The 22,744-nt window shown below is 37.5% G+C and carries 25 protein-coding genes; 5 read left to right on the plus strand and 20 right to left on the minus strand.

The annotated features are described in order from the left end of the window. The first annotated feature begins 218 nt into the window (after nucleotides 1-218). The gene (locus V5739_RS06645; RefSeq protein ID WP_423820132.1) at nucleotides 219-1,256 is read left to right on the plus strand and encodes an AAA family ATPase; all 1,038 of its coding nucleotides are present in this window, start codon (nucleotides 219-221) and stop codon (nucleotides 1,254-1,256) included. Here the strand turns inward: V5739_RS06645 and V5739_RS06650 are convergent. Beyond that, nucleotides 1,253-3,682: a S8 family serine peptidase gene (locus V5739_RS06650; protein WP_423820133.1), complete on the minus strand. Its 2,430-nt coding sequence runs from the start codon at nucleotides 3,680-3,682 to the stop codon at nucleotides 1,253-1,255. The genes V5739_RS06645 and V5739_RS06650 overlap by 4 nt on opposite strands. Nucleotides 3,683-3,860: 178 nt before the next feature. Here V5739_RS06650 and V5739_RS06655 point away from each other — a divergent pair, with 178 nt between their 5' ends. Further along, nucleotides 3,861-4,196, plus strand: a complete 336-nt coding sequence (locus V5739_RS06655) for a winged helix-turn-helix domain-containing protein (RefSeq protein ID WP_311686785.1) — start codon at nucleotides 3,861-3,863, stop codon at nucleotides 4,194-4,196. A gap of 10 nt (nucleotides 4,197-4,206) precedes the next feature. On the opposite strand, the gene V5739_RS06660 is transcribed toward V5739_RS06655, so the two are convergent. The 9 genes from V5739_RS06660 to V5739_RS06700 are packed head-to-tail and all read right to left on the minus strand — an operon-like array spanning nucleotide 4,207 to nucleotide 11,417. After that, the gene (locus tag V5739_RS06660; protein ID WP_311686787.1) at nucleotides 4,207-4,569 is read right to left on the minus strand and encodes a hypothetical protein; all 363 of its coding nucleotides are present in this window, start codon (nucleotides 4,567-4,569) and stop codon (nucleotides 4,207-4,209) included. 7 nt (nucleotides 4,570-4,576) lie between these two features. Then, entirely contained in the window at nucleotides 4,577-5,413 is an 837-nt protein-coding gene (locus V5739_RS06665; protein ID WP_311686789.1) for a DUF4138 domain-containing protein, read from the minus strand. Continuing rightward, a complete protein-coding gene (gene traM / locus V5739_RS06670; RefSeq protein WP_423820134.1) occupies nucleotides 5,410-6,339 on the minus strand; it encodes a conjugative transposon protein TraM in 930 nt (309 codons plus the stop codon). The genes V5739_RS06665 and traM overlap by 4 nt, the downstream gene beginning before the upstream one ends. Nucleotides 6,340-6,390: 51 nt before the next feature. Next, a complete protein-coding gene (locus V5739_RS06675) occupies nucleotides 6,391-7,005 on the minus strand; it encodes a conjugal transfer protein TraK (RefSeq protein ID WP_311686793.1) in 615 nt (204 codons plus the stop codon). Between the two features lie 11 nt (nucleotides 7,006-7,016). Beyond that, a complete protein-coding gene (locus tag V5739_RS06680) occupies nucleotides 7,017-7,859 on the minus strand; it encodes a hypothetical protein (RefSeq protein WP_423820135.1) in 843 nt (280 codons plus the stop codon). Between the two features lie 2 nt (nucleotides 7,860-7,861). Further along, a complete protein-coding gene (locus V5739_RS06685) occupies nucleotides 7,862-8,431 on the minus strand; it encodes a conjugal transfer protein (RefSeq protein ID WP_423820136.1) in 570 nt (189 codons plus the stop codon). After that, nucleotides 8,428-10,839: a TraG family conjugative transposon ATPase gene (locus tag V5739_RS06690; RefSeq protein WP_423820137.1), complete on the minus strand. Its 2,412-nt coding sequence runs from the start codon at nucleotides 10,837-10,839 to the stop codon at nucleotides 8,428-8,430. The genes V5739_RS06685 and V5739_RS06690 overlap by 4 nt, the downstream gene beginning before the upstream one ends. After that, the gene (locus tag V5739_RS06695) at nucleotides 10,826-11,110 is read right to left on the minus strand and encodes a hypothetical protein (protein ID WP_423820138.1); all 285 of its coding nucleotides are present in this window, start codon (nucleotides 11,108-11,110) and stop codon (nucleotides 10,826-10,828) included. Before V5739_RS06695 ends, V5739_RS06690 begins: the two co-directional genes overlap by 14 nt. 19 nt (nucleotides 11,111-11,129) lie before the next feature. After that, the gene (locus V5739_RS06700) at nucleotides 11,130-11,417 is read right to left on the minus strand and encodes a hypothetical protein (RefSeq protein ID WP_423820139.1); all 288 of its coding nucleotides are present in this window, start codon (nucleotides 11,415-11,417) and stop codon (nucleotides 11,130-11,132) included. A 187-nt stretch (nucleotides 11,418-11,604) separates the two neighbouring features. Here V5739_RS06700 and V5739_RS06705 point away from each other — a divergent pair, with 187 nt between their 5' ends. Continuing rightward, entirely contained in the window at nucleotides 11,605-12,252 is a 648-nt protein-coding gene (locus V5739_RS06705; RefSeq protein ID WP_423820140.1) for an N-acetylmuramoyl-L-alanine amidase family protein, read from the plus strand. A 96-nt stretch (nucleotides 12,253-12,348) separates the two neighbouring features. Here the strand turns inward: V5739_RS06705 and V5739_RS06710 are convergent, their stop codons facing one another. From V5739_RS06710 to V5739_RS06725, 4 genes are all read right to left on the minus strand, one after another. Then, nucleotides 12,349-13,011, minus strand: coding sequence for an ATPase (locus V5739_RS06710; protein WP_345599566.1), 663 nt, complete (start codon nucleotides 13,009-13,011; stop codon nucleotides 12,349-12,351). Next, nucleotides 12,995-13,747, minus strand: a complete 753-nt coding sequence (locus tag V5739_RS06715; protein WP_345599567.1) for a hypothetical protein — start codon at nucleotides 13,745-13,747, stop codon at nucleotides 12,995-12,997. Before V5739_RS06715 ends, V5739_RS06710 begins: the two co-directional genes overlap by 17 nt. A gap of 5 nt (nucleotides 13,748-13,752) precedes the next feature. Continuing rightward, entirely contained in the window at nucleotides 13,753-14,034 is a 282-nt protein-coding gene (locus V5739_RS06720; protein WP_235329329.1) for a helix-turn-helix domain-containing protein, read from the minus strand. A gap of 608 nt (nucleotides 14,035-14,642) precedes the next feature. Continuing rightward, the gene (locus V5739_RS06725) at nucleotides 14,643-15,032 is read right to left on the minus strand and encodes a helix-turn-helix domain-containing protein (protein ID WP_235329327.1); all 390 of its coding nucleotides are present in this window, start codon (nucleotides 15,030-15,032) and stop codon (nucleotides 14,643-14,645) included. 391 nt (nucleotides 15,033-15,423) lie between these two features. On the opposite strand from V5739_RS06725, the gene V5739_RS06730 reads away from it, so the two are divergent. Beyond that, entirely contained in the window at nucleotides 15,424-16,209 is a 786-nt protein-coding gene (locus V5739_RS06730) for an RNA polymerase sigma factor (RefSeq protein WP_235329325.1), read from the plus strand. 1 nt (nucleotide 16,210) lies between these two features. Then, a complete protein-coding gene (locus tag V5739_RS06735; protein ID WP_235329323.1) occupies nucleotides 16,211-17,305 on the plus strand; it encodes a hypothetical protein in 1,095 nt (364 codons plus the stop codon). A gap of 445 nt (nucleotides 17,306-17,750) precedes the next feature. Here the strand turns inward: V5739_RS06735 and V5739_RS06740 are convergent, their stop codons facing one another. The 6 genes from V5739_RS06740 to V5739_RS06765 form a co-directional block, all read right to left on the minus strand. Beyond that, the gene (locus tag V5739_RS06740; protein WP_235329321.1) at nucleotides 17,751-17,942 is read right to left on the minus strand and encodes a sodium:calcium exchanger; all 192 of its coding nucleotides are present in this window, start codon (nucleotides 17,940-17,942) and stop codon (nucleotides 17,751-17,753) included. A 226-nt stretch (nucleotides 17,943-18,168) separates the two neighbouring features. Further along, complete coding sequence (locus tag V5739_RS06745; protein ID WP_235329319.1) at nucleotides 18,169-18,339, minus strand: hypothetical protein; 171 nt, start codon at nucleotides 18,337-18,339, stop codon at nucleotides 18,169-18,171. A 239-nt stretch (nucleotides 18,340-18,578) separates the two neighbouring features. After that, entirely contained in the window at nucleotides 18,579-19,370 is a 792-nt protein-coding gene (locus V5739_RS06750; protein ID WP_235329317.1) for a cation transporter, read from the minus strand. A gap of 189 nt (nucleotides 19,371-19,559) precedes the next feature. Then, on the minus strand, nucleotides 19,560-20,963 hold the full coding sequence (lpdA, locus tag V5739_RS06755) for a dihydrolipoyl dehydrogenase (RefSeq protein ID WP_345599572.1): 1,404 nt from the start codon (nucleotides 20,961-20,963) through the stop codon (nucleotides 19,560-19,562). 256 nt (nucleotides 20,964-21,219) lie between these two features. Next, nucleotides 21,220-21,396 (minus strand): hypothetical protein, encoded by a 177-nt coding sequence (locus tag V5739_RS06760; RefSeq protein ID WP_345599573.1) that lies wholly within the window; start codon nucleotides 21,394-21,396, stop codon nucleotides 21,220-21,222. A 10-nt stretch (nucleotides 21,397-21,406) separates the two neighbouring features. Next, nucleotides 21,407-22,723, minus strand: a complete 1,317-nt coding sequence (locus tag V5739_RS06765) for an APC family permease (RefSeq protein ID WP_345599574.1) — start codon at nucleotides 22,721-22,723, stop codon at nucleotides 21,407-21,409. Nucleotides 22,724-22,744 lie beyond the last annotated feature (21 nt).

The following is a 22,744-nucleotide window of genomic DNA, read 5'->3' on the forward strand; positions in this document are numbered from 1 at the left end:
ATGGGGCGTATTAGATTGCAAAATAAAAGGAAGTAAGAGAGTTGTTTTTAAAAATTGGAAAAATGCTTATTGCAAATTACTGATTTAGTGGATTCTAAAACAAAATAATTCAACATATGAGGTTGTAATTTCAAATAGATGTAACGCACTTTGTTCTCAATGAAATACTAAAAATAGAACAAGTTTCGTTATATTCGCATATAATTTACTGTAGAATTTTGAGTCAATTTGATTATATAAAAGAGATTGCTAAATATGGTCTGGAAAATGATCAAGACCGCTTATTGACTGTGCTTAACGAGCTTGTCGAATACTCTAAAAAAACAAAAAAAGTTAATTTTGCCATACAATTGCAATCAATTTTAAAGGAATCGATGCGTCAACAGAGTGTAAACAATTTGACTAAAGTTGGGTCAGATTCCTATTATCAACGTGTTGATGACCGTGACATTCAAGAGTTAATTCTTGAAAAAATTACTTCAGACTATTCTTTAGAAAACATTGTTGCTGAAGATAAAGTAATGAATGACCTCAAACACTTTATTGAAGAGCACGATAGGATAGAGCTTTTACAAAGATTTAATTTGCCTGTAGCAAACAAACTTTTACTTCACGGACCTTCGGGATGTGGAAAAACATTGGCTTCTTATGTTATCGCTGGAGAACTTAAAAAAATGATGGTAGTTGTGAATTTAGGTGCCATCGTCTCTTCAAAACTTGGTGAAACGAGTAAGAATTTATCGAAAATATTTAGAAAGGCAGCGTTAGAAGATTGTATTATTTTTATTGATGAATTTGATAGTCTCGGTAAAGTTCGTGATTACAGCCAAGACCACGGCGAAATGAAACGTGTAGTAAATACAATTCTACAGCTGTTCGATTACCTTCCTCAAAGTAGTATCGTGATTGCCGCTACTAATCAAAAGGAGATGCTGGACACAGCTTTAACCAGACGATTTGATAATATTATTGGATTTTCACTACCTACCATTTCTCAAATAAGGAATCTTGTTGAACTTACCCTAAGTAAAAGTGGTTTCATATTCAGCAACAAAAAAGAAGCTGCTAAAGTGATGAGCCAATGCATCGGACTTTCTTATTATAGCATACAAAAAACTTTGCTTACTGCGCTCAAGCGCAGTTTGTTTCAACAAAGCGATAATGAAATAAAGGTCATTACAAAAATAAATAGTCATATCTGGAAGAATCTTGTAATCGCTGAAAAAAAATCACTGGAAATTTCCTCATCTCATTAAACCTCTCCTTCTAAATCAGCATCTGCTTGTGCAGCTGTTATAATTTCAACTTTATTAATTGCCCTTAGTTCATCATATAACCTACCTGTTGGACTTTTTGTAGTTTCCTCAATTTTAACGACCAAAGAAAAATTAAATTTATTAGGGTAATTTTCGATTTGGGAAGCCATAATTTGATTCGATAGTCTTGACTGTACAGCCAATTTTAAGGTTTTTTCCTCGCTTCGTAAATGGTCTAAATTGATAAAGAATTCGATTTTTTGAACGTTACTATATGGTAAGGGATTTGATTTCTCCCGTGCTGACTGCGACCAGGTTTGACCAGTACGTAGTTTTGAATTTAAATCTTTGTCTTTAGCATTAATCTGATTTGATGTATGATTACGAAACACGCAAAAAGCCATATGTATAGGACAGTAGGTGAGTTGATTGTGCTGCAACGGTCTAAAACTGAAGCACAAAGTAGCGGTAACTTTTAATATACCTCTTTTCTTACCTAAGTCTGTTGTTAGTAAATAATCCGGAAAATTGAGAGGATATATTTTTTGTTCTTCTGCTTTAATACTATCTTCAAGTACAAGTGTGGCTGCATTTTCATTTGAAAATATTGTAGATTGAGCTTCCAAAATACCATACCCTGAAGTGCGATTCAACAAGTTTTCATAAGCTGCCGGATATTTGGTGTTTTCCAGAGAAGCACCATTAATTATGAGTGCTTTAATGGTTTGGGATTTTAAATCGGGATATGCTATTTTAAGTTTAGCTGCAAGATTTGCAGCAAGTGGGGCAGCCAGACTTGTACCAACATCCTTGGTAAATCCCATCGCAGGATTTGAAGAAAGAACCGACATCGCCGCATTTTCCATAAAATCTATAGTGTTTGGTTCATAAAATCCATAGTCACCACCACTTTCTAAAATATCTGGTTTAAATAGATTTTTATTTTTCTTTTTTGGTGGATAAAGAACCGAAAGGTCTACGTGATCTTTTCTTGAATAAATTGTTGGGAACTCTTTCCCGGAAGAAATTCCATTGAAGGCGCCATTGTATAGACCATCAGCTGCGGCACCTACGGTAATATTATTCATAGAGTCCGCTGGTGTATTTAGGTTAGTGTGTTCATTGTTGAAGTAATCTATATCATAATCTGTATTTTTATTAAGAGCGTGCGGATTATTTCCAGTACTGATAAATATCAAACTGTCAGTCTCGTGAGCAAATTTATCCAACTCATAAGTATAGTTTGAAAACGTCTCATTAGTCTTCTTGTGAGTTTTATAGCAAAATGTTAAGACGAATAAATCAAGTGAAGGATATTTTGTCTTAGCACGATAGAGCATATCAATTACTCCCTTTTCAGACAGATAGCCATCACCATTACTTAATAATTTCATTGAAAGAAGCTTAGCATCTGCATTAACCTCTCCTTTAAACTCATTTGTATGGTTGTACTTCCCTAACGATGCAAGCGCACCGACCATTGTTCCGTGACCATTGCGATTATAGTTATCAATAAGAGGGTTTCCGTCAAGTGAAAAAGTGTCATCTTGCAGGGTAATTGCGGCTAATGGCGTTTGCATACTTATGCCTGTGTCGAGTATACCAATAAGTGGTAAATTCTCATTAGAGTTTGCAATTTCAAAACCAAATCCTCTTTCTGGAACATTATATACTCCAGGTCGAATAACGCCCGAAAGAGAGGATGTAATGCTTTCAATAACATCAAAATTTTGGGCAATAGTAATGAGTTGGTCTAAAGTTGCATCGAAAATCTCCAATCTATGGTTTTCTCTATCAATCAAATATTCTATCAGATGGTCGTTTAAATATTTTTCGAGGGCATTTAAAATATTATTTTCGATTTCAGAATTTGCCGGTAGTTCAATTGTTTTTAAAACTACCACATTACCAATATGTTCAGCGGTTACTTGCAGAATATCAGTTAATGTAAGCAATTTGAAGTTCTTTACATAGAGAATGTATCTGGAAGGAATAACTTCATTAATATTTTCCAACCCTTTTCGGATAAGGGTCTCCACGCTATTTATAAAAAGGCGAAATTTTTCCCTGTCAGTAATAGAAAATATTGCAGTTCTGTTATATTCAGTAAAACTAACACCTTCTAACCCAAAAGTATTATACCATATTTGATAATATTTCTCAATGTTAAACTGACCTATAAAATCAATCTCAACATAATCTATATCGTAAGGAACATCAATTTCATCATCTTTTGAAGCTCGCTTTTCTTGCAAGTCACGACGGAAGGAACGTAAATCGTTACTAAATGCTCTTGCCATCAAGATATAATTTGGTTCTCTATTTACTTCCTCCTCTTGCGTGGCAAAACCATAATTAAATTTTACTTCCCCTGCTTCTTCTAATTGCTGATTTGCAAGTATTCTTAAGTGATTTCTCTTTGGCATAAATACTTATTTGAAAAACCACAAAAATAGTAATATTGTTTACTTTTCTCATTAAAATTGAAACTTCTCTTTAGATGTCAAGGGATTAGCACGGGGATATGAATTACAATTTGCTTTTTTTTCTAATTTATTTCAAATATATTTCCCAAATAGCCGTATATCGCAATAGGCTTGATTTTTGCATACTTTTCTAATAATTTCAAATATCGGAGGTATTGTTATAAATGGCACAATTCACCTTACAGCTAAAGAAACTACTGTAGAAGAAGGTGGTCAAATAGGTGGTCAAAAGGTTGCCGTAATTGACGATATTAAAGAATTGACACATAGACAAAAGGAAGTTTTGAAGTTAATTGCTTTAGATAATCGAATAAGCCGTTCAGGAATTGCCGAGGTATTACACATAAACGAATCTGCAATCCAAAAGCATCTAAACAATTTGAAGGATACCGGCTTTATAGAGCGTGTTGGTGGTACAAGAGGTTATTGGAAAATCAACCTCGATAAAAACTAAAAAATCCTTTTTAAAAAGGCCCTTTTTCCTTCGGACCTTTACTGGTAACTTTCCATTGACCATTTTCTTTAGTCAGTTTAAAAATTCCTATTTTCCCATCGTAGGTGGTGCTGTATTTTACCCAGGCAAGTTCGCCATCAACAGCTTCATCTAAAATTTCTACCTCAATCTCTTTATCAGAATCTGGCATCATATTCTGTACGGTAATCAGACTGGCATAGCCTTCTGAAGTGGTATGTTTTTTTAAGGCTGATTCATCTTTTGAGAAAAAGCTTTCTGCAACAACTTTGGAAGTTTCAGAAGGGGATTTTGTTGTGCTTTCTGAACAAGAAAGGAACAACAGTACGAGCGAGCAAATGACTATTCTTTTCATAACAGTATTAATTTGGGTTATTAATATATCTATGTGATATTTTCAGTTCTATATTGCGTTCGCCATCCTTTTCATTCAATTCCAAAATTGCTCGACGGTCATCGGATAATGAAAATTTGGGCAGCACATAAACAAAGCGAGCCGTTTCATTTTCCTTAATCTTAGACGGCTGATTATGTTTATATATCGGTTCTTGATTAAGTCGTTGCAATGATTTTCTTTTCCCTTTTTGCCGAGTTTCAATCGAAAGGTTCAAGAAATTCAAATCGTAATCCAACGTAGAATTATTTTCAATCTCGATAACGAAATAGAGTTCCTCTTTATCAAAAACAATATTTTCTACGTTCAAGATAATACCTTCGTTTCGTTTCTTGATGCGCCCTATGCGCTGTTTTCTTTTAAGAAGATATGAGCAGAATTTTTGGTAATAATAGGTGCTGTCATCTACAAGTTCTTCAGAAGATTCAACAAGAACCGAATCCTTTGCAATCGGTTTTTCATTACCGATACTATTTGATAGCGGAATGAAATAATTGAGCTTAGAAAGCTTTTGTTTATACCTTACAATATACGAAAAAATCGAACCATTTCTGTTGACTACCAGCAAATTACTTTCCTTCCCAGGCTTTGCTTGAAGAAGTCCGAAATACTGTTCTTTTTCACGGTTGTAGGTAAAAACAAAATTGTCCGAACCCGTTATGCCTTGTCGTATGGGTTCAGGAAAAAATAGCGCAACGTTTTTGGTATCGTTTGCATAAATAGTGTCGAGTGGTATGGGTTGCTGTTGTGCTTTCGCGGAAGCGGCAATCAATAGGACTATTAAAACTGAGATAAATGATTTCATAATTTGGGTTTTAAAATGAGTTTGTAGTTGTTTAGTACTGTAACTTTTACATTACGGTTGTTACGTCTGAGCACCTTTGTTACGCCACCTACTTGCGGAACGGTAGGGATATTGATGTCGCCAATAATATCGTCCAAAACTTCGGTGGTGGCTTCTGCTCTAAAATTATTCTGTACGTAGATGCCTTCGCTTCCATCAGATAAATCAAAAGCCTTAAGTTTGGTAGGATGGTGTTGTATGTTTTCAATTTCAATTAAAGCCCGGTTAGGCTGAAAGCTTATAAAACCGAAAATGGGTGTATTCTTTACCATTAGCTTACCATTTATGGTAGCAGCTTTAGTCAAGCGCATTCGCAATCTGGTGTTTGCTTTTACAACTTGGTCACCATCTACAACCACGTAAATAGTTTCATCTGTATTGTCGATGATTGAAACTTCATTGGGTTTGGGCGCAGCAGAAAAAAACAATTGATGTTCCAAGCCCAATTCTTTCGCTTGGATTTTTTGTTCTCGCTTTACTTCAGCAGAATCAATTGTTGATACCACTTTGCGAACAGTTCTTTTCTGTCCCAAGTTTTGGTATCGTTTTTCTGAATAATAAATTTTTCCAGCTTCATATATGCTATCTACGATACGCTCTTTTTCTCTTTCTGGAAGGTCTGGATCGTAAAATCCCAAGGAATCAATTAACTTTTCATCATAGATGCTGGGCGCATTGTTTTCACGTACTTTTTTCAAGTCGTTAATCGCATCCAGTTTGGAATCATACTCTTTTTGATCCTCTTCCAAATCTGGCACTAAGGTCTGTTTGAGGTTTTTAGTCTCACTTTCATCATCGCCCATTACCATAACGGAATAGGAAATCAGGAATATGAAAATCACGGCCAATACCGCTGCAAATACTATCTTGTTTTTTTCTACTTTCATAATCGTGTTTTTTTAAATGCCGATTACCTGTCCGACGGCAGGCGGGTCGGCTCAACTTTCATCGTTTAGTTTTTTTAAGGTGTTCTCGAAATAGTTGGTAATCAACAATCCGTGCGGATTGTTCGGGAAGTTTCGGTCAACCATAATCAAGTTTCCGGTGGAAACCAACTCATAGGTGTCGATAATTGAACCTCTATTGATTTCAAAAATGGTGGTCGTAGTAAAGCTATACGAGCCATTATTTTCATTTATCCGTGAATCGATACTCAGTACTTTTTGAACCAAGGAATACTGAAGCAATCTGTTGTAAACACCATCCGCTTTTTTCTGACGGTAGAGATTGTCCACGGAACTATTGCCCAGCCACAATGCCTTTTCCAAGTTTCGTTCATAATTACTGGCATCGATGTTATAGAAGTAATTGTGGAACAGATCCAAATGCGCCAAAGCTTCAACCCGAAAATTCTCCTTTTGGGTCACGAGCTTCAGTGGAATGATACTGCCATCAGTATTAATGGCAAAGGCACTATCGAGCGCTTTTTGATTGGTGTTGAATACCATCCAAACCGAAAATGTGCTGGACAGCAGCGCACAGACAACGACTGCCAAAACGACAAACCGATTCAGCTTTAGGACATTGTAAATATTCTTATATGGTGTTTTCATTCTGAATAGATTTAGTTGGTAAATAGTCTGAGTGTGAATGACGTGGCGCGTCTATATAATTTGAATTTCAGAAAGACAATGAAGCCCACCGAACCAAGCTGGACAACCGGCGCAAAAAAGCCACTGCCGACATCTGTTCCAAAAAGGTTATTCCAGAAGTTTGTGTTGATTTCTGTGTACAGGGCATTCACAAACACGTTAACCAAAAAGAAGGCAGGTACTAACATATATACTGCCGCATAAAGCTTGAAAAACGTGTAAGCCAATGAACGGAATTTTTCAAATACGGCAAGACTAATAACCAATGGGAAAAACGCTTGCATAATCCCCAACAGGAAGAAACGTTCGGCCAAAAACAAAGGATAGATGAACAAGTCCAAAATCCATAGGAAAAGACAAATGATAAATGCAAATATTTTGAATCCATAAAGCGGTGTTACCAAGGCTTCATATAAGAGCGTCATAGCCGCTTGAGCAACCTCTATGATACTAACGTCCTCTTCAATGGGAATGTCCTGCATTTGCAATGGAAGCAATGCGGGTGCTGTGCCACGATATTGACTTTCGATAGCCACTAAAATCCCGTCAAAAAATCCTAAAACCTGAGTTGAGAATATGACCAAAATGACAATGGCAAAATTCTTGATCAGTTCGCCTGGACTCAATCCCCAAGTGTAGCCATCCTTATCTGCGATGCCTTCATTGTATTTTTTAAGGATATTGACCAAAAAGAACAGGACAGCGAGCGTTTTCATTCCCGCAATGGTGTATTGCGAAAAGCTACTATTTTGTATGGTCTGGAAAATGGTATCAACATATTCCAGACCTATTCCTAAGATGATATTAGCAGCCATAATTAATATTCTGTTTCACGATTATTGATTTTATCCTGCATCTTTCGGAAAGAAATAATATCACGGTATCGCTTCGTTTTCAATGTGATTTCTGAAACCATAATTTTGGATTCTTCTTCCTTTTCTTTTAGGATATACGCACGGTCGGCATCGCTCATTTTGAGGTAATCGCTGGACAGGATTTCATCAATAAAGTCCATTGTTTCTAATGAGTTTTCTACAATGGAGTTAAAAGATTCAGTCACCCGTTGGATTTCCTCTGGTTTGATATAGGGTGAGTTGAGAATGTTCTGTAAGTCATTCTGCATTACGTTGATAAGACGTTGATTGTTCCGGCCTATTTCCTGTACGGCTTTTAACTGCTTAACTACATTGTTTACTTTTTCAAGATTTTCTTTCTGCTGTTTCAGGAATTCAGCAGTTTTTAAAAGCTGGGAAGTCTGCTTTGCAGATTCCACCAGCGACTTCACCAGGCTGATAAAGTTCGTATTATCGTAAACCGGCATTCCCTGGGCCCGGGTGTTTAGACTAAAAAAGATAGCCATTCCAAGAATTAAAATTTTTGTTCTCATATTTTTATTTTTTTGGATGAATACTTTGTAATTGCTTTCTCCATATCCTGATGCTTTTCATAAAGCTTCATTATTTCTTCATTCTCGTATCCATCGGTTAAGAAAGCTGCATAAGCTTCTTTGGGTACTTCCAGACGGAAGACATTGCTTTCCGTTCCGATCTTGATAAACATTTCGGTATACTTACGCGCTCCGGAAAGATTGTTCCTGATGGATTTTAACTGGTTAAGGTCGTGACTGGAAAGGTTTAACCGCCTGGCCAGTTCGTCATAACCCTTTTCGTTGTTCAGGCTATAAATAACTTGCGTGTTTTCAAGAATACTTGCGGAAGTCGAATTGTTGGGCAGCTGGTTGATGGATTGTAGAATAATCCCGATTGCACCGTTTTGTTTACGTATCGCTTGATAGTAGAATTCCACGCTTTCCAATACGTTTTCAAACTTTAGTTGTTTGGCAAACTCGTCGAAAAGGATGATGCCTTTTTTAGCTCTATTCTTCCAAATGGTTCTTTGGATGGCTGACTTTATAAGCTTCAACATTACCGACAAAATTTCCTTGTTGTCCTTTACTTCATCCAACTCAAAAACGATCAGACGTTTGTCTTCAATTTTATAGGTTTGGTCTTCGCTCATTTCAAACAGGAAACTATATAGACCATCGCCGACATATTCAGATATTACGTGCAAGAAGTTTGTAACATTGAAGTAGTCGGGATGGATTTTTAGGGTGCTCAGAAGTTCTTTTTGGTTCCTTTCTATAAAGCTGTAAAAACCATTCAGAGAATGATTTTTTGAAGTGCTATCGTAATAATGGCGTAGTATTTTTTTAACCGAAACTGATTGTGCTTTGGTCACTTTCAAATCTGAAGCAAACAATTCAAATAGGAACACTGATAAGTCTTCTAACCGTTCTGGTGTGAGGTCATTTGTATTGCTTATATAAAATGGGTTGATACCAAGGTTCTTTCCGCTTTCGTACCTAAGCACGGTATATTTTTCAGGATAGAGTTTGGCAAACTTGGTATAAGAACCACCCAAATCAATAATAACCAGTCGAACCCCACTTTCAAAGTATTGCCTTAGGATATTGTTCGCCAAGAAGGATTTGCCTTCTCCTGTAGGGGCGAAGATGGCAAAGTTCCTGGCTTTAATTCGCTTCTTCTTCTCGTCCCATACATCCTTTAGCACAGGGATATTATGTTCCCGGTCGTTAAAGATGATTCCGGTAGCGTCGCTTTTGTAGTTGGTGTTATTGATGAACAGGCATAGCGCGTGTTTTAAATCGGTTACGTATAAATCATTATTTGAGAAATTGGACGAGAAACAGCAGTAACTGTTTAGTATATAATTCTTACGTTCTTCGCCTCTTGGGTAATAAGGGATGATATCCAATTCCTTAAATTCAGTCTTAATTTTTGAGGTTATTTTATCGAGTTCTTTTGCATCTTTTGACCAATACACAATGTTAAGATGACCACGAATAATACGCGCATTGTCATCAGCATTAATTCGGTCAAGGATGTGCTGGATTTTCCCCAGAACCACTTTATTCTGCGAACCGAAATTGGAACTTTTGTTCAGTTCCTCTATTTTCTTATCCAGCAGCTTGCGCCATTTCTGTTTGTCATCCAGATACAGAATTTGATTAACGATATGGTTCTCGTTAAGCGTAAGCCCTAAGCCATCAATAAACCCTTGATGAAACACAAAATTGTCAGAAGTGAATTTCTCATTGGTTTTGCTACTCTGTACACTTTCGCCAAAGCACAGTTCGCTATTGATAGCCAGGGCATCAAAATGGGTTTCGCCAATATTGACGCTTTTCTTGTCCAGTAAAATATCGGTATCGTAGCCTTCATTAAAGCCATTGAAGTAGGCATTAGTAAGTTGCTGGATGTCGCACGCTTTAAGCGAAACAAAATCCATCTTTCTGCTATTATTGATGAAGGAAACCGAATCACTTACCGAGTTGGCGAAACTCTTTATGTTGTCATTCATTTTCTGAACAATATCTTTAGAAACCTTACGGAATGGATTCACGTACTTAGGATTGTTGAGTGCCTTATTTTTGGTCAAGATGAAGAACAAATAACAACGGTGCTCAATATACCCACGACCTTTAAAATGTTCGTGGGTTGCCTTTTCCAGAAAAGTTGTATTTGGAAGTTTCTCTGAAGTATATGATTTTTTGAGGTAGATATCCTGTTTGTGAACTACGGTACCAACCGGCAAAGATTTTAACGCTTGAAACCAAGCACCGTGCATATCCTCTAAGTCCTTTTCGGATAAGGAATATATTTCCGGCAGATTCCCTTTAAAACATAGGACCACATTGCCATTTTTGGCAAATACGATATTGTCCTGAATATCTGCAATGGGTTGATATGCCGAAAGGTTAATCTTGTTCATAATCGAATCCAGAGTTTCTTTTGTTACTGATGATCTTTGGAAAAGCCTTTACCATTTGAAATAGCTGTGGATTGATGGTTATTCGTGTCAAAACGATATACAGGACTGCATTAAGCACCAGAACACCTATGATAATCCCAAAGCTGAACGAAAAAATGATGATTAAGAGGGATGCGAGTATCGCAACCATCATCAAGGCAAACAGGGAAATGGGCAGCCCGAAAATGACCGCCTTTTTTCTGATATTTTTATAGACTTCGAATTTCTTCATAATTTAAGAGTATTAGAACTTAGACCACAATTGAAATCAGGTAGGTAAATATGCCCACTACCGCCCCTGCTATTAATACAAAGACAAGCACCCGGGTAATCCCTTTTTTGAGGTCGGCGTTTTCCCCAAAGAAATGTCCCGCATTGAACAGGAAACCAACAAGGAAGATTACACCTAATATGATTGGGAAAATCGTCCTGATGGTATCGGAAACATCGTTTACTGAATTTTCAATCCCGCCAATCTGCGCGAAAAGCGGAAATGAAATCAGGAATAAAAAAAGTGTGGGATAGATTGATTTTTTCATAACGAACAGTTTAAATTTTTGTGTTGTTTTGTTATAGGAAAAATACATATATTTGATTATAAATATCTGAAAATCAAATAATTGTGAATAAAATATTATTTAGTGTCGTTTGAATTCAGTTACAATTATTTGACATCAAATTCTATGAAATTTTGAGACCAAGCTGTTGATAAGCAGAAAATTGAAAATGAAAAACGTGCTCAAAAACGTCAGTTTTGTGATTTTGCTCTTAAAAATGTGCTTCATTTTTGGGCAAGAAATGACTGCTCAAAAACGAATCGTGATTGACGTTGGACACGGTGGAAAAGATTCTGGTGCAATTGGCATAAATGGAATCCAAGAAAAGGATGTGGTTATGTCCATTGCAAATGAGGTTTTAAGGCTGAACAAGGAATTGGATAAGCCTTTGGATATTTATTTGACCAGGTATAAAGACACTTCAATTTCGTTATCGGAGAGAACCGAATTGGCCAAAGCACTAAAGGCTGACTTATTTGTGTCCTTGCATTGTAATCATTCGGATAATCCAACGGCGAGAGGAATTGAGATATATGTATCTAATGATGAATCAAACCATTCTGATAATTCGACTTGGTTCGCCTTTCAAATGCAAGCTGGGTTCAATAAGAAATTAGGGTTTGAAAGCAGGGGTGTGAAGTTTGCGAATTTTAAGGTAATTAGAGAAACCTGTAATTTCTTTCCCGCCATTTTAGTTGAGTTGGGATTTCTTTCGAATAAGGACGACCTGAAATACATTTCAAAACCTTTAAATAAACAATCCATTGGATCAGCTGTTTTAATAGAAGTAAATAATTATTTAATAGATGAATTATGAAAGAAGTATTTATTGAAATAACTAAGAGCGTTAAGGAAATTATTAAACAATTTATTTCAGAAGTGGTAATAATTTATAATTGTTGGAGGCTTTGAACTACTTTCTTTTATCCCCAGCCCCCTCTTCAAAAGCAACAAGATTGAATAATTCCCGCATTCGGCTTCGGACTCTGTTTCCGTAACGTTCTTCCAGTTCCTCGGCATTCAGGTTTGTTGTGGCGTGGGTTTTAACCTTTTGATTTGTCTGAAGAAAAAGTTCATGGCGCGATAAGAGCACTTCACCCATCACGTTCAAATCCTTTCCGTAAAATCTTCCAGATGGTTCCACGCCTAAATCATCAAAGCAATAAAATTTGGTATTCCCATATTCTTCCACAGTTTTAAAACCTAAATGGTTAAAACTGAAGGTTACATTCCGGCAAGGAATCATTTCATAGGGACGTTGCAAGGGAACTAAATGGCGTAGTAATTTCATTAAACTGGTTTTTCCGCAGCCTATGGGGCCAGATAGCAAGATGCCTTTGTTGATGTCAATTCCATAAGATTCACAGTTGTCTTTATCTTTTACGAAGTAGGAACAGAGTTTCAGCAAAATATCTTTATCCTCATCATAAATCTTAAACTTTTCGCCGAACAAGAGTTTGCCTTTGGCTTTCAGGTAAATCAAAATTTTTGGAAAATCGTAGAGTACACTTTTCCCATCAAATTTTCCGAGCGAATATTCCACGCCACCTTCGATAATTTTAGAGGGGTTGTCCATAGTCTTTGTTTTTAGTGGTTCGCAAGTTATCTTTGATTTGGGATGCTTGTTTTTTGTTTGGTTTTTTTTCCTGGTTAAATAATTCGGTTCTGTCCATCCAATTGGTAGCAACCGAACGCCAATCTCTGATAGCTTTTTCATCGCTTGTTTGCCAATTTCGGGTTTGATAATGCTCAAAGAATTTTTTTGCTTCATCAGCATCAAAACCTTTTTCTTCAAAAAAAGTAATAATAGCCTGCCTGTCCTTTGGCTGTTTATTAATGTTTACTTGTTTAGTATTGTTTATATTAGATACCAATGCTTGTCCACTCACGGGGCGGTGATGGTACACAGCTTGTCCATTGGTGGGATGGTGCTGGTACACTACCGGTTCACGTATGGGATGGTACCGTTCCGCAAGTTGTTCCAATTCGGGATTGTACTGTCCCGTATAAGGTTCATCACTTGTCTCGATAATGGCCATCTTAATTTTGCTGCCTTTGTATGGATTGTTGGATGGAAAATAGGATAGGTATTTCCAAGCATTAAGGTCGGTCACGCACCGATGGTACGTCGATTTTGAACCAATTTTGGCCACACGCATCAGTTCGCGACGGTTTACAAAAAATTCATCTGCAAAGCGGCTGCTGTTCCATTCCTGGAATAAAGCCATATAAAGGCTGATGTGGGTTGGGTTCAAGCGGTCATCAAAAAAGAACTTTTCAAAAGCCGCGTTCAGTTGCTTAATGTAGTTCATAGTAGTTATTCAAATTTGTGATTTACCCGATTGGCGGTCATCAAGTTTTGGATTTCCTCGGCATCATAGTAAATAATTCCTCCAACTTTGGTGTAAGGTAGGGTGCCGTTAATTCTTAAGTTTTGAAGAGTTCCCGGACTTACCTGGAGCAGATCCATAACATCAGAAGATTTTAAATATTTCTTTAAAGTTCCTAATGATTGTTTGGTGATTAAACTTTTAATTTCCTCAAGTAGTTCTAATTTGAACTCCCGAAGATCGTCGGTGGTAATAATACTTGTTGGCATAATAGAACGGTTTTTAAAGAAAGGGGCTACCAATCGATTAAATCTTTTTAATTGATAGCCCCTATCAAGGTTTGACTTTCGTTCTACTAATTTGATATACTTTACCAAATATTTTTCCCTATATTCTTCGTACTACGAAAGAATTTAACAAGTGATAGAATTAGGATTATTTTGCTGCTATTTGAAGATGTGGCAAGGAATTATAAACTGTTATTTGGCATTGAGGCAGGTAGTAACCCAGATTTCGTAGAAACTCGTAACTACGAAAAGAAGAATTTTCCGCTGTTTCTCTTTAAATCTGAAAAAGAAGGATCCATGAAAGAAGCATAATAGAGGTAAACCCAGGGTTGGTGGCTGAATTTTAAGGCGGTTTTCTAGCTAATTTTCAACCACTAATTCTTTATTTCCAGACGATTATTTTTTTAATAAGAAATAATCAAGCTAAAACTACTGCTGCTTAATATAAAAAAATGAAAGAAAAGGAGATTACTGGAAATCGCATAGACAGAGATTAGTAATTAAAATATGGTATTAGGCATTTTTCTAGTTTCTACTGAGAAAATTAAAATCAAATTATTTTGGAGAGTGGCCATCAAGCCTTTAACTATTTATTTGCCTTCAAGCTCTGTAATTCGTTTCCTAAGTAACATTTTTGTTTCCTTTAATGAGTCATTGGCATCTTCTAAAGCGTTATTGGCTTTTTCTAACGCATCTAGTTGCCTTTGAAGATGAAGTAATTTTTCGCGCAGAACTTCTGGATCAGTTTCATTAATTATTGAGTCTGTTGAATCTTTTTGGAGCATTGGACCTTTACCCGTTAGTAACCATGCGGGACTTAGTTCTGGGCATTTTGAATATAGTAATTCAGCATCAAAAGAATTTCTTGATTTCCAATTCGATAAAGTCTGTCTGGTAATTTCTAAAAAATCCGCTAATTCTGCATCCCTTTTAAATCCATAATGAATCTTTATCTCATCAAGCATTTTAGATTTATTCATATTATGTAAACGAAATGTTTATAAAAAGTAAAAAAACAGTTGTTTTGTAAACAAAATGTTTATATATTTGATTTTGTTCCGATTAAAGGAACAAATCAATGAACAGGCAAACTTACGTAATTTATGCAGAAAACTTATAACACTGAGGTGGTAAAAGCCTTGGCATGTAAATATAAGGTGACTCCTCGTTACATACGATATTGTCTGAATGGTGATAGAACACCAATATACGCAGATGAATTAATTGCAGAGTATTACAAAAAACTGGATCAGGTAGAAAGGGCATTAAATTCAGATATATGAATGTATTATTTCCGAAAATTAAAATTGGAGTACCGGTAGACCTGAAAGGGAATTTTTTCCTTTAAATCAAGAGTAATAGTAGGGTATTATGTCACAGCATAATTTCAATTTATTAAAAAATGGCGATCCGACGGCTTTGGAGCATATACATGCCAGATACCACCGGAGTATATTCTGGGTAGGCAGGGGAATTCTTGATGATGATTTTGTTGTATCATCCCTGGTTCAGGATAGCTTTCTAAAATTATGGGTTCACCGGGATCGTATAGAAACCCCTAAACATATTTACTTTTTCCTGCGAATGGTCATGCAAAGGGAATGTTATTCCTATTACACATTGCCCAGAACCAAATTTTTCAGCAAAGTCAATTCCCTGGACAGTTATGAAAACTTCCAGGAGTACTTAGGGGGCTATGATCCAATAAGTGATTTAGAAAATTTTAGAGACCAGGAACGGGAACAAAAAGCCTTTGAAAAAATTATAAATGTCTTACCCTTACTAACGGCCGAGAGAAGGCACCTTATTGATCTCTGTCTTAAATATGGCTTCCGTTACAAAGAAATTTCCAAAGTTATGGGCACGAGCATTCCGGAAACTTTTAACGAGGTGCAACTGGCTATTTCAGATCTTAAAAATATCATTAATCCGGATTCCGTAGCTCAAACTAAACAAAAACCAGCCATGGTAATTAAGGTGCAGGCTAACATGACCCCGGAGCAGGAAGAAGTATTCCGCCTCCGCAATGAAAAGAAATTTTCTTTTGCAAGTATAGCTGCTGAGCTTAAGCTTTCCCAAAAGGAAGTTCATAAAGAATTTATGATCGCTTATAAGATCATGCAGGAGAAACACGAGCAGCAACAGCAAATAGCTTAAGATGGAAAAGTCTACGCTAAAACTAACCCGAAAGATCCAGCTATTGGTTGATCTGCCTACCCCGGAGGAAAGAAAGGAGGCTATTGGGAAGCTTTACCAGTGGCAGAACAGGTGCTTTAGGGCAGCTAATATGATCGTCTCCCATCTCTATGTACAGGAAATGATCAAGGACTTCTTCTATTTTTCTGAAGGGATAAAGTATAAACTGGCCGATGAAAAGAAGGATGAAAGCGGTATGCTGCAACGCTCCCGAATGAATACGACCTACCGAGTTGTATCAAATCATTTCAAAGGAGAGATCCCTACCAATATCCTGGGTAACCTGAATCAAACATTAATTAGAACCTTCCTCAAAAACAGGAAGGAATACGGGAGTGGTGAACGCTCGCTCATGAATTTCAGGAGAGACATCCCTATTCCGTTTGATATGGATGGTGTTAAGGGATTATGTTATATTGAAGAGAAGAAAGCCTTTTGTTTTCGATTATTTTCAATTCCTCTTAAGACGTACTTAGGTAAAGATACTGATAAACACAGGCTGTTGGAGCGTGTAGTAACTGGAGAAACCAAGCTTTGTTCCTCACATATTCAGTTGAAAGACGGCAAAACCTTTTTGCTTGCAGTTTTTGAAATTGAAAAAGACAAGCACGTCCTGAAACCGGAAGTGATTGCAGAGGCTTCGCTGTCACTTGAATACCCCGTTATAGTCAAAGTTGGTAAAACCAGGCTCACCATTGGCACCCGGGAAGAGTTTTTGTACAGAAGGCTTGCAATACAGGCAGCCAGGAAACGGGCGCTGGCAGGGGTAACCTATGCCAGATCGGGCAAAGGCCGAAAACGAAAAACCAAAGCGCTTGATAAGTTTGAAAATAAGGAAGGTAATTTTGTGGACAGCAGGTTACATCTCTACAGCCGGAAGTTGATCGACTTTTGCATTAAACACCAGGCGGGAACGCTGATTTTATTGAATCAACAGGATAAGATAGGGATAGCCAAAGAAGAGGAATTTGTACTAAGAAACTGGAGTTATTACAAGTTAATGACCAAGATAAAGTACAAGGCAGAGAAAGCAGGGATCGAAATTATTATAGATTGAATTAGTCTCGAGGGTGCTTGTACACCCGTAAGGTGAGGTGATTATCACACTCACTAAATGCAAACAGCATATACAACGGCGTGGGCTTTTTTATTTAAACATGATAAGTGGTTAGGATCATTTACTTGAATTTTTCTTTTATAGGATAATTTAGGTAAATGTATGTTGCCAATGATAATTTTTACAAAAGCAGTTGTATTCTTCCGGATATTTTTAAAACCTTGAACTTTACATGAATATAAGTTTAAGATTCTTTCTTTCCTTTAATAAGAAAAAATAATCTCCTTACACAAAAAAACGTTTCGTAGATAAAATTGTCGTTGTCCGGGCTTTTTCTATGCTAAATGAAAATGATAAATTTGCCTATTCCAGAAAATCTCTAATCAAAGTTGTAAGATTTGGGATTTTACGTACTAAAGATAAGATACTTACACTGTAGTAAATACTAATTGCCTGTAGCAAACAACGACAAAATTTCAGGGCTTGCCGCAGCTATCCCTACGAGGGCTCCTCCGGCAGCCACAGAAAAACCCCACTGCTTCCTTAGTTTTTTTAAAGGTGTTGCTAAATGTTCCGCGCCCCAATGTGCCAGCCATACGGCAGCAAGCAACACCAATGCCCAGATCCATGTACTCATATCTGCTTCTAAAGATTTTTTTAAGTTCTCAAAATAAATTTCGTTTTTCTAGCTGATGAACATCCTTTCTTGCGAAATAGTTTCTCAGACTTAACTTAGTCTTAATTAAAACCGAATAGAGAATTATCTCAATTTAAAAAAAGATAAAGGAACTTTCTCCTAAACTTCTGTTAGAACCTTTTTTATTTTTCTTCTTCCAAACCTTAAAAACAAATTCCAAGAAAAATTAGCCATGTAAGTTTTTCAAAACAAACCAAAAAAATAAAAATGCTAATACAAATACGCCTATAAGCATTAAAATTCCATTTATTCTGTCCTTTCTGGTAATTTTACTTTTCGGGGATTTTTTATACTTTATTTTTTTTGTTTTCCTTCTGGCTTTTGGATCTACAGTCATTTGGCTTTCTTTTTCTTAAAACTGGCTCTTTTGAAATATTCTTCGGAAAATAGAGAATTGCTTTAGTTCCAATTCATGGTTTCTTTACAATGTGCGTTCTTTGGAAATTCTTTTCTATAGTACCTATTCTAGCATAGATTTTTATCTTTATTTTTATTGTATATTGTTTGGCAGATAGCCTAACATGTTCAAATGGTATGTTAATTCTCCTCTTGTATTCTCAAATACAACTTGCCCCGTCACTTGGATAATTTTAATATTCTAAGGGCACCGCGCATTACGAAAGTGAACACAATCCCACCAATTACTAAATCCGGCCATTTGCTGTTTAGAAAATAGACCAGTACCCCTGCCACTATAACACCACCATTCACTATAATATCGTTGGAAGTGAAAATGGCACTGGCCTGCATATGCGCCTCATCGCTTTTAGCCTTATTGATTAGCCAAAGCGAAATCAAATTTCCCGCCAGGGCGAAAACCGAAACGATGATCATCCATTGAAATAATGGCGTTTCACTACTTAAGAAAAAGCGTCTTATAACTTCTACAAATCCCAGTAAAGCAAGCCCCATCTGAAGGTAACCGCTAATTCCCGCAACCTTCTTTTTTCTTGAAATGGATGTCCCAACGGCAAACAAGCTAAGGGCATAAACAATAGCATCGGCAAGCATATCCAGGGAATCAGCAATAAGACCCATGGAGGCTGATATCCATCCGGTGGTCATTTCTATGAGAAAGAAACCAAAGTTTATTCCAAGTACCCACCAAAGGATTTTTCGTTGGTGGGAATCATCTGAAGGTAAAGGCAACGCAGCTTCTGTGGTCTCTTCCAATTTATCATTTAAATCCAGCTGACGGATTTCCTGATGTACTTCCGTGCTGTCTCCGGTATGATAAACTTCCAATTTTCGATTAGAAATATCAAAAGCCAAATGTTGAACCTGTGCAACAGACTGCAACTTCATTCGGATCATCTGCTCTTCCGAAGGGCAATCCATTTTTTGAATGGTAAATGTGCTTTTATTCATTGTTAATATTTGTTATACGACCCGAACAAGAGAGGCCACTTTAAAGGAAGATCCTTTATTGAAAGTACTACACATCTTTGACTGTTACTTTAGCTCCTCTGTGGGCATCTCTTGTTTCTTTGGGGTTTTCAACCTCCTGTAGCACGACGCCAACAGTTATAAGGCTGATGATCAATCGGGAATTTTGGATTAAATATGCAAAGCCCTGTCATCTGTAGCTGCCAGACAGGCTTCTTTAAAGGTCTCGGAGAAGGTGGGGTGCCCGTGGGACATCCTTGCAATATCTTCGGCAGATGCCCTGAATTCCATTGCCACTACCGCCTCTGTATAGCTATCCGCAATTCGTGGCCCTATCATATGCACCCCCAATATCTCATCGGTTTCCTTATCTGCAATTACTTTTATAAAACCGTCGGTGTCCATACTTATTTTTGCCCTTGCGTTGGCCTTAAAAGGGAAAGAGCCTGTTTTGATACTTCTTCCTGCTTCTTTCAGTTCTTCTTCGGTCAAGCCTACCCCGGCCACTTCGGGTTGGGTATAAACTATATTAGGAATAAGGGAATAGTTGATATGTGGTTTTTGACCCACTATTCTTTCAGCCACAAAAACGCCCTCTTCACTCGCTTTATGGGCAAGCATTGCTCCCCGGATTACGTCCCCTATGGCATAAACCCCCTTGACATTGGTTTCGAGGTTCTCATCCACTGTTACCTGTCCTTTTTCGTTGGTTTCAACTCCTATATTTTCAAGTCCTAAATTAGCGGTGTATGGTTTCCGGCCAATGGCCATAAGGCAATAGTCACCTTCTAAATTCATTTCTTTTTTATCGGAAAGATTTTCTGCTTTCAATGCCACTTTGCCTTCAGTTGCTGTTGCATTTGTCACCTTATGTTCCAAATAAAATTCAATTCCTTGCTTTCTTAGGGAACGGTGCAATTGCTTACCCAGTGCGCCGTCCATAGTGGCGATAAGGCTGTCAAAATATTCCACAATGGATACCTTTGAACCCAGTCGGGCGAATACAGAACCTATTTCAACCCCGACAACACCGCCGCCAACGACCATTAAATGTTTGGGTATTTCCTGTAAGGCCAGGGCTTCGGTAGAAGAGATAATACGGTTTTTGTCTATTTTAATATTGGGCAGGGAAGCGGGTTTAGACCCTGTGGCAATGATGATTTTATCGGTTTCTATGGTTTCCGTTTTATCTTCGGCCTTAATCTCAATCGTACTTTTGTCCTTAATGGTGCCGTGGCCTTCATAAACGGTTACCTTGTTCTTTTTCATCAGGTAACCAACACCATTGATGATTTCCTGTACCACATCCTGTACCCTTTGGTTCATTTTCAGGATATCGACATTGGCCTCTTTTACATCAATCCCAAAGTTTTCGAATTGATGCCTGAGTTTGTAATAATGCTCAGAGGCTTCCAGCCAGGCTTTTGACGGGATACAGCCAACGTTAAGACAGGTACCGCCCAACGTGCTGTACCTTTCAACAATGGCCACTTTTAATCCCAATTGGGCGCAACGGATGGCACTTACATACCCGCCCGGGCCAGATCCTATAATAGTTACATCAAATTTTTCCATATCTTGAAATATAAGTTTTTAATCCCTCATTGAGGGTTTAATTCCCCGTCCCGATAGCTATCGAGATGCCTCAAATTTTTAAAAGTCTCTTCTAATTCATACCGAGTGGGCTTTCCCCGAGGTTTTTGATTTAGTATTTCTCACGACAAATCACCTATTAGATCTATTTTAATGAAAGGAGGCTTTTGACTTAACATTTTTCACAGTACTTTCTGATAGACTTTACGGTAACAGCTTTTGGAATTTTTCTTAGATCTCATCCTTCCAGATCATAAAACCATTCTCCTGCCTGTTTAATAGCTTGGTCAATAGCTTCTTTTTCTGTAGACTTTCCTTCTTTCATAAGCTCGTTGGCTATTTCAAGGGCCTTCTCCCTAACAATTGGGGTAAGGGAATCAAGATCTGTTTTAAAATCTTCAAACATCCAGTCCATATTATCTGTTTTAATGATTGAACAAATCTTTTTCTTCTTCTGAACCCACCTCTTTCTTTGGCATTTTATCAAGGAAATAATCCAGGACCACCCCTACCACAATAGCTCCTCCAAAAGCAGCATATACTTGCCATTCGTATTGAATTACCAAAGCCAGGCTGATCAAGATAGCTAAAATGGGTAGGATAGGCGTTTTACCTATGGACAAAGGCACTTTAAAGGGTCTTTTCTCTTTCGGCGACTTAAAACGTAAAACAATCAGGGCTATATTTACGGCAATAAAAACCAGTAATGCACCTAAGGAAGACATTCCTGCAACTAATTTAATATTACCCAATAAAAGAAATCCGGCCACTGCTGCCAACACCACCAGCGTTGCTGCCCAGGGAACTTTTTGAGCATTGGTTTTCTTCATAAAAGCCGGCAATTCACCAACCGAAGCCATTCCAAAAAGAAGCCTGCTGATGGATATAATCCCGCTAAAAGCGGCATTAGCGGTGGCAAACAAGGCAGCAACCGCCAAAACAATGGGCATCCAGGAATTTAAATTGGAAGCAGCAAGAGATAATGGAGAATTTACTTTTGCCAGTTCTGAAGCGTCGCTTATATTGAGAACCGTAAAGGAGATAAACAGGTAAATTATTGTGGTAATGAGCATCGTCAACAAAAATGCCCGTGGGATGGTTTTACCGGGATTTTTTACTTCAGAGCCCAAAGCTGCCATATGTTCAAAGCCTGTATAAACAAAAAACAAGGTCGCGGTAGCAGCTATGGTACCGGAAAAAGAATCGATAATAAAAAATTCCTTGTCAGGAGCACCTGTACTGTTCAGTCCCAATATTATTAGGAGCAATAGTCCCAATAGCTGAATGCTTACCATTATAATATTGGCGGTAGAAGATTTTTTTATACCAGTAATGCTTATTAGGGTGAGCAGTATTAATGCACTGTAACTAAATAAAAGGGCAGGGAGGTCCAAAAAAACATTTAGATATCCCGAGAATGCCAGTAGTACAGCAGCAATGGTAGCCGAACTGTGAAAGGCGATTGTCCATCCGGTCAGGAATGAGGGAATATCTATTTTTGGAAATGCTTTTCTTACAAAAATAAACTCTGCTCCGGCATTGGGGAAGGTTGAGGAAAGTTCTGCATAGGAAAGGGCAGAAAAACTGGCAGCAATGGCCGCCAGGATGAAACTGAGCCAGAGGTCATTCCCGGCCTGGCCCGCCGCCGCACCAATAACGGTGTAAATTCCCGCGCCTACGATGGTTCCTACCCCGTAAAAAGTGAGTCTTAATGTTCCTAAAGATTTTTTCAGTTCAGCCATTTCTTCAATTTTGCAGGTACC

Origin of the sequence: Salinimicrobium sp. TIG7-5_MAKvit, assembly GCF_049569215.1 — a bacterium.
Taxonomy (GTDB): domain Bacteria; phylum Bacteroidota; class Bacteroidia; order Flavobacteriales; family Flavobacteriaceae; genus Salinimicrobium; species Salinimicrobium profundisediminis.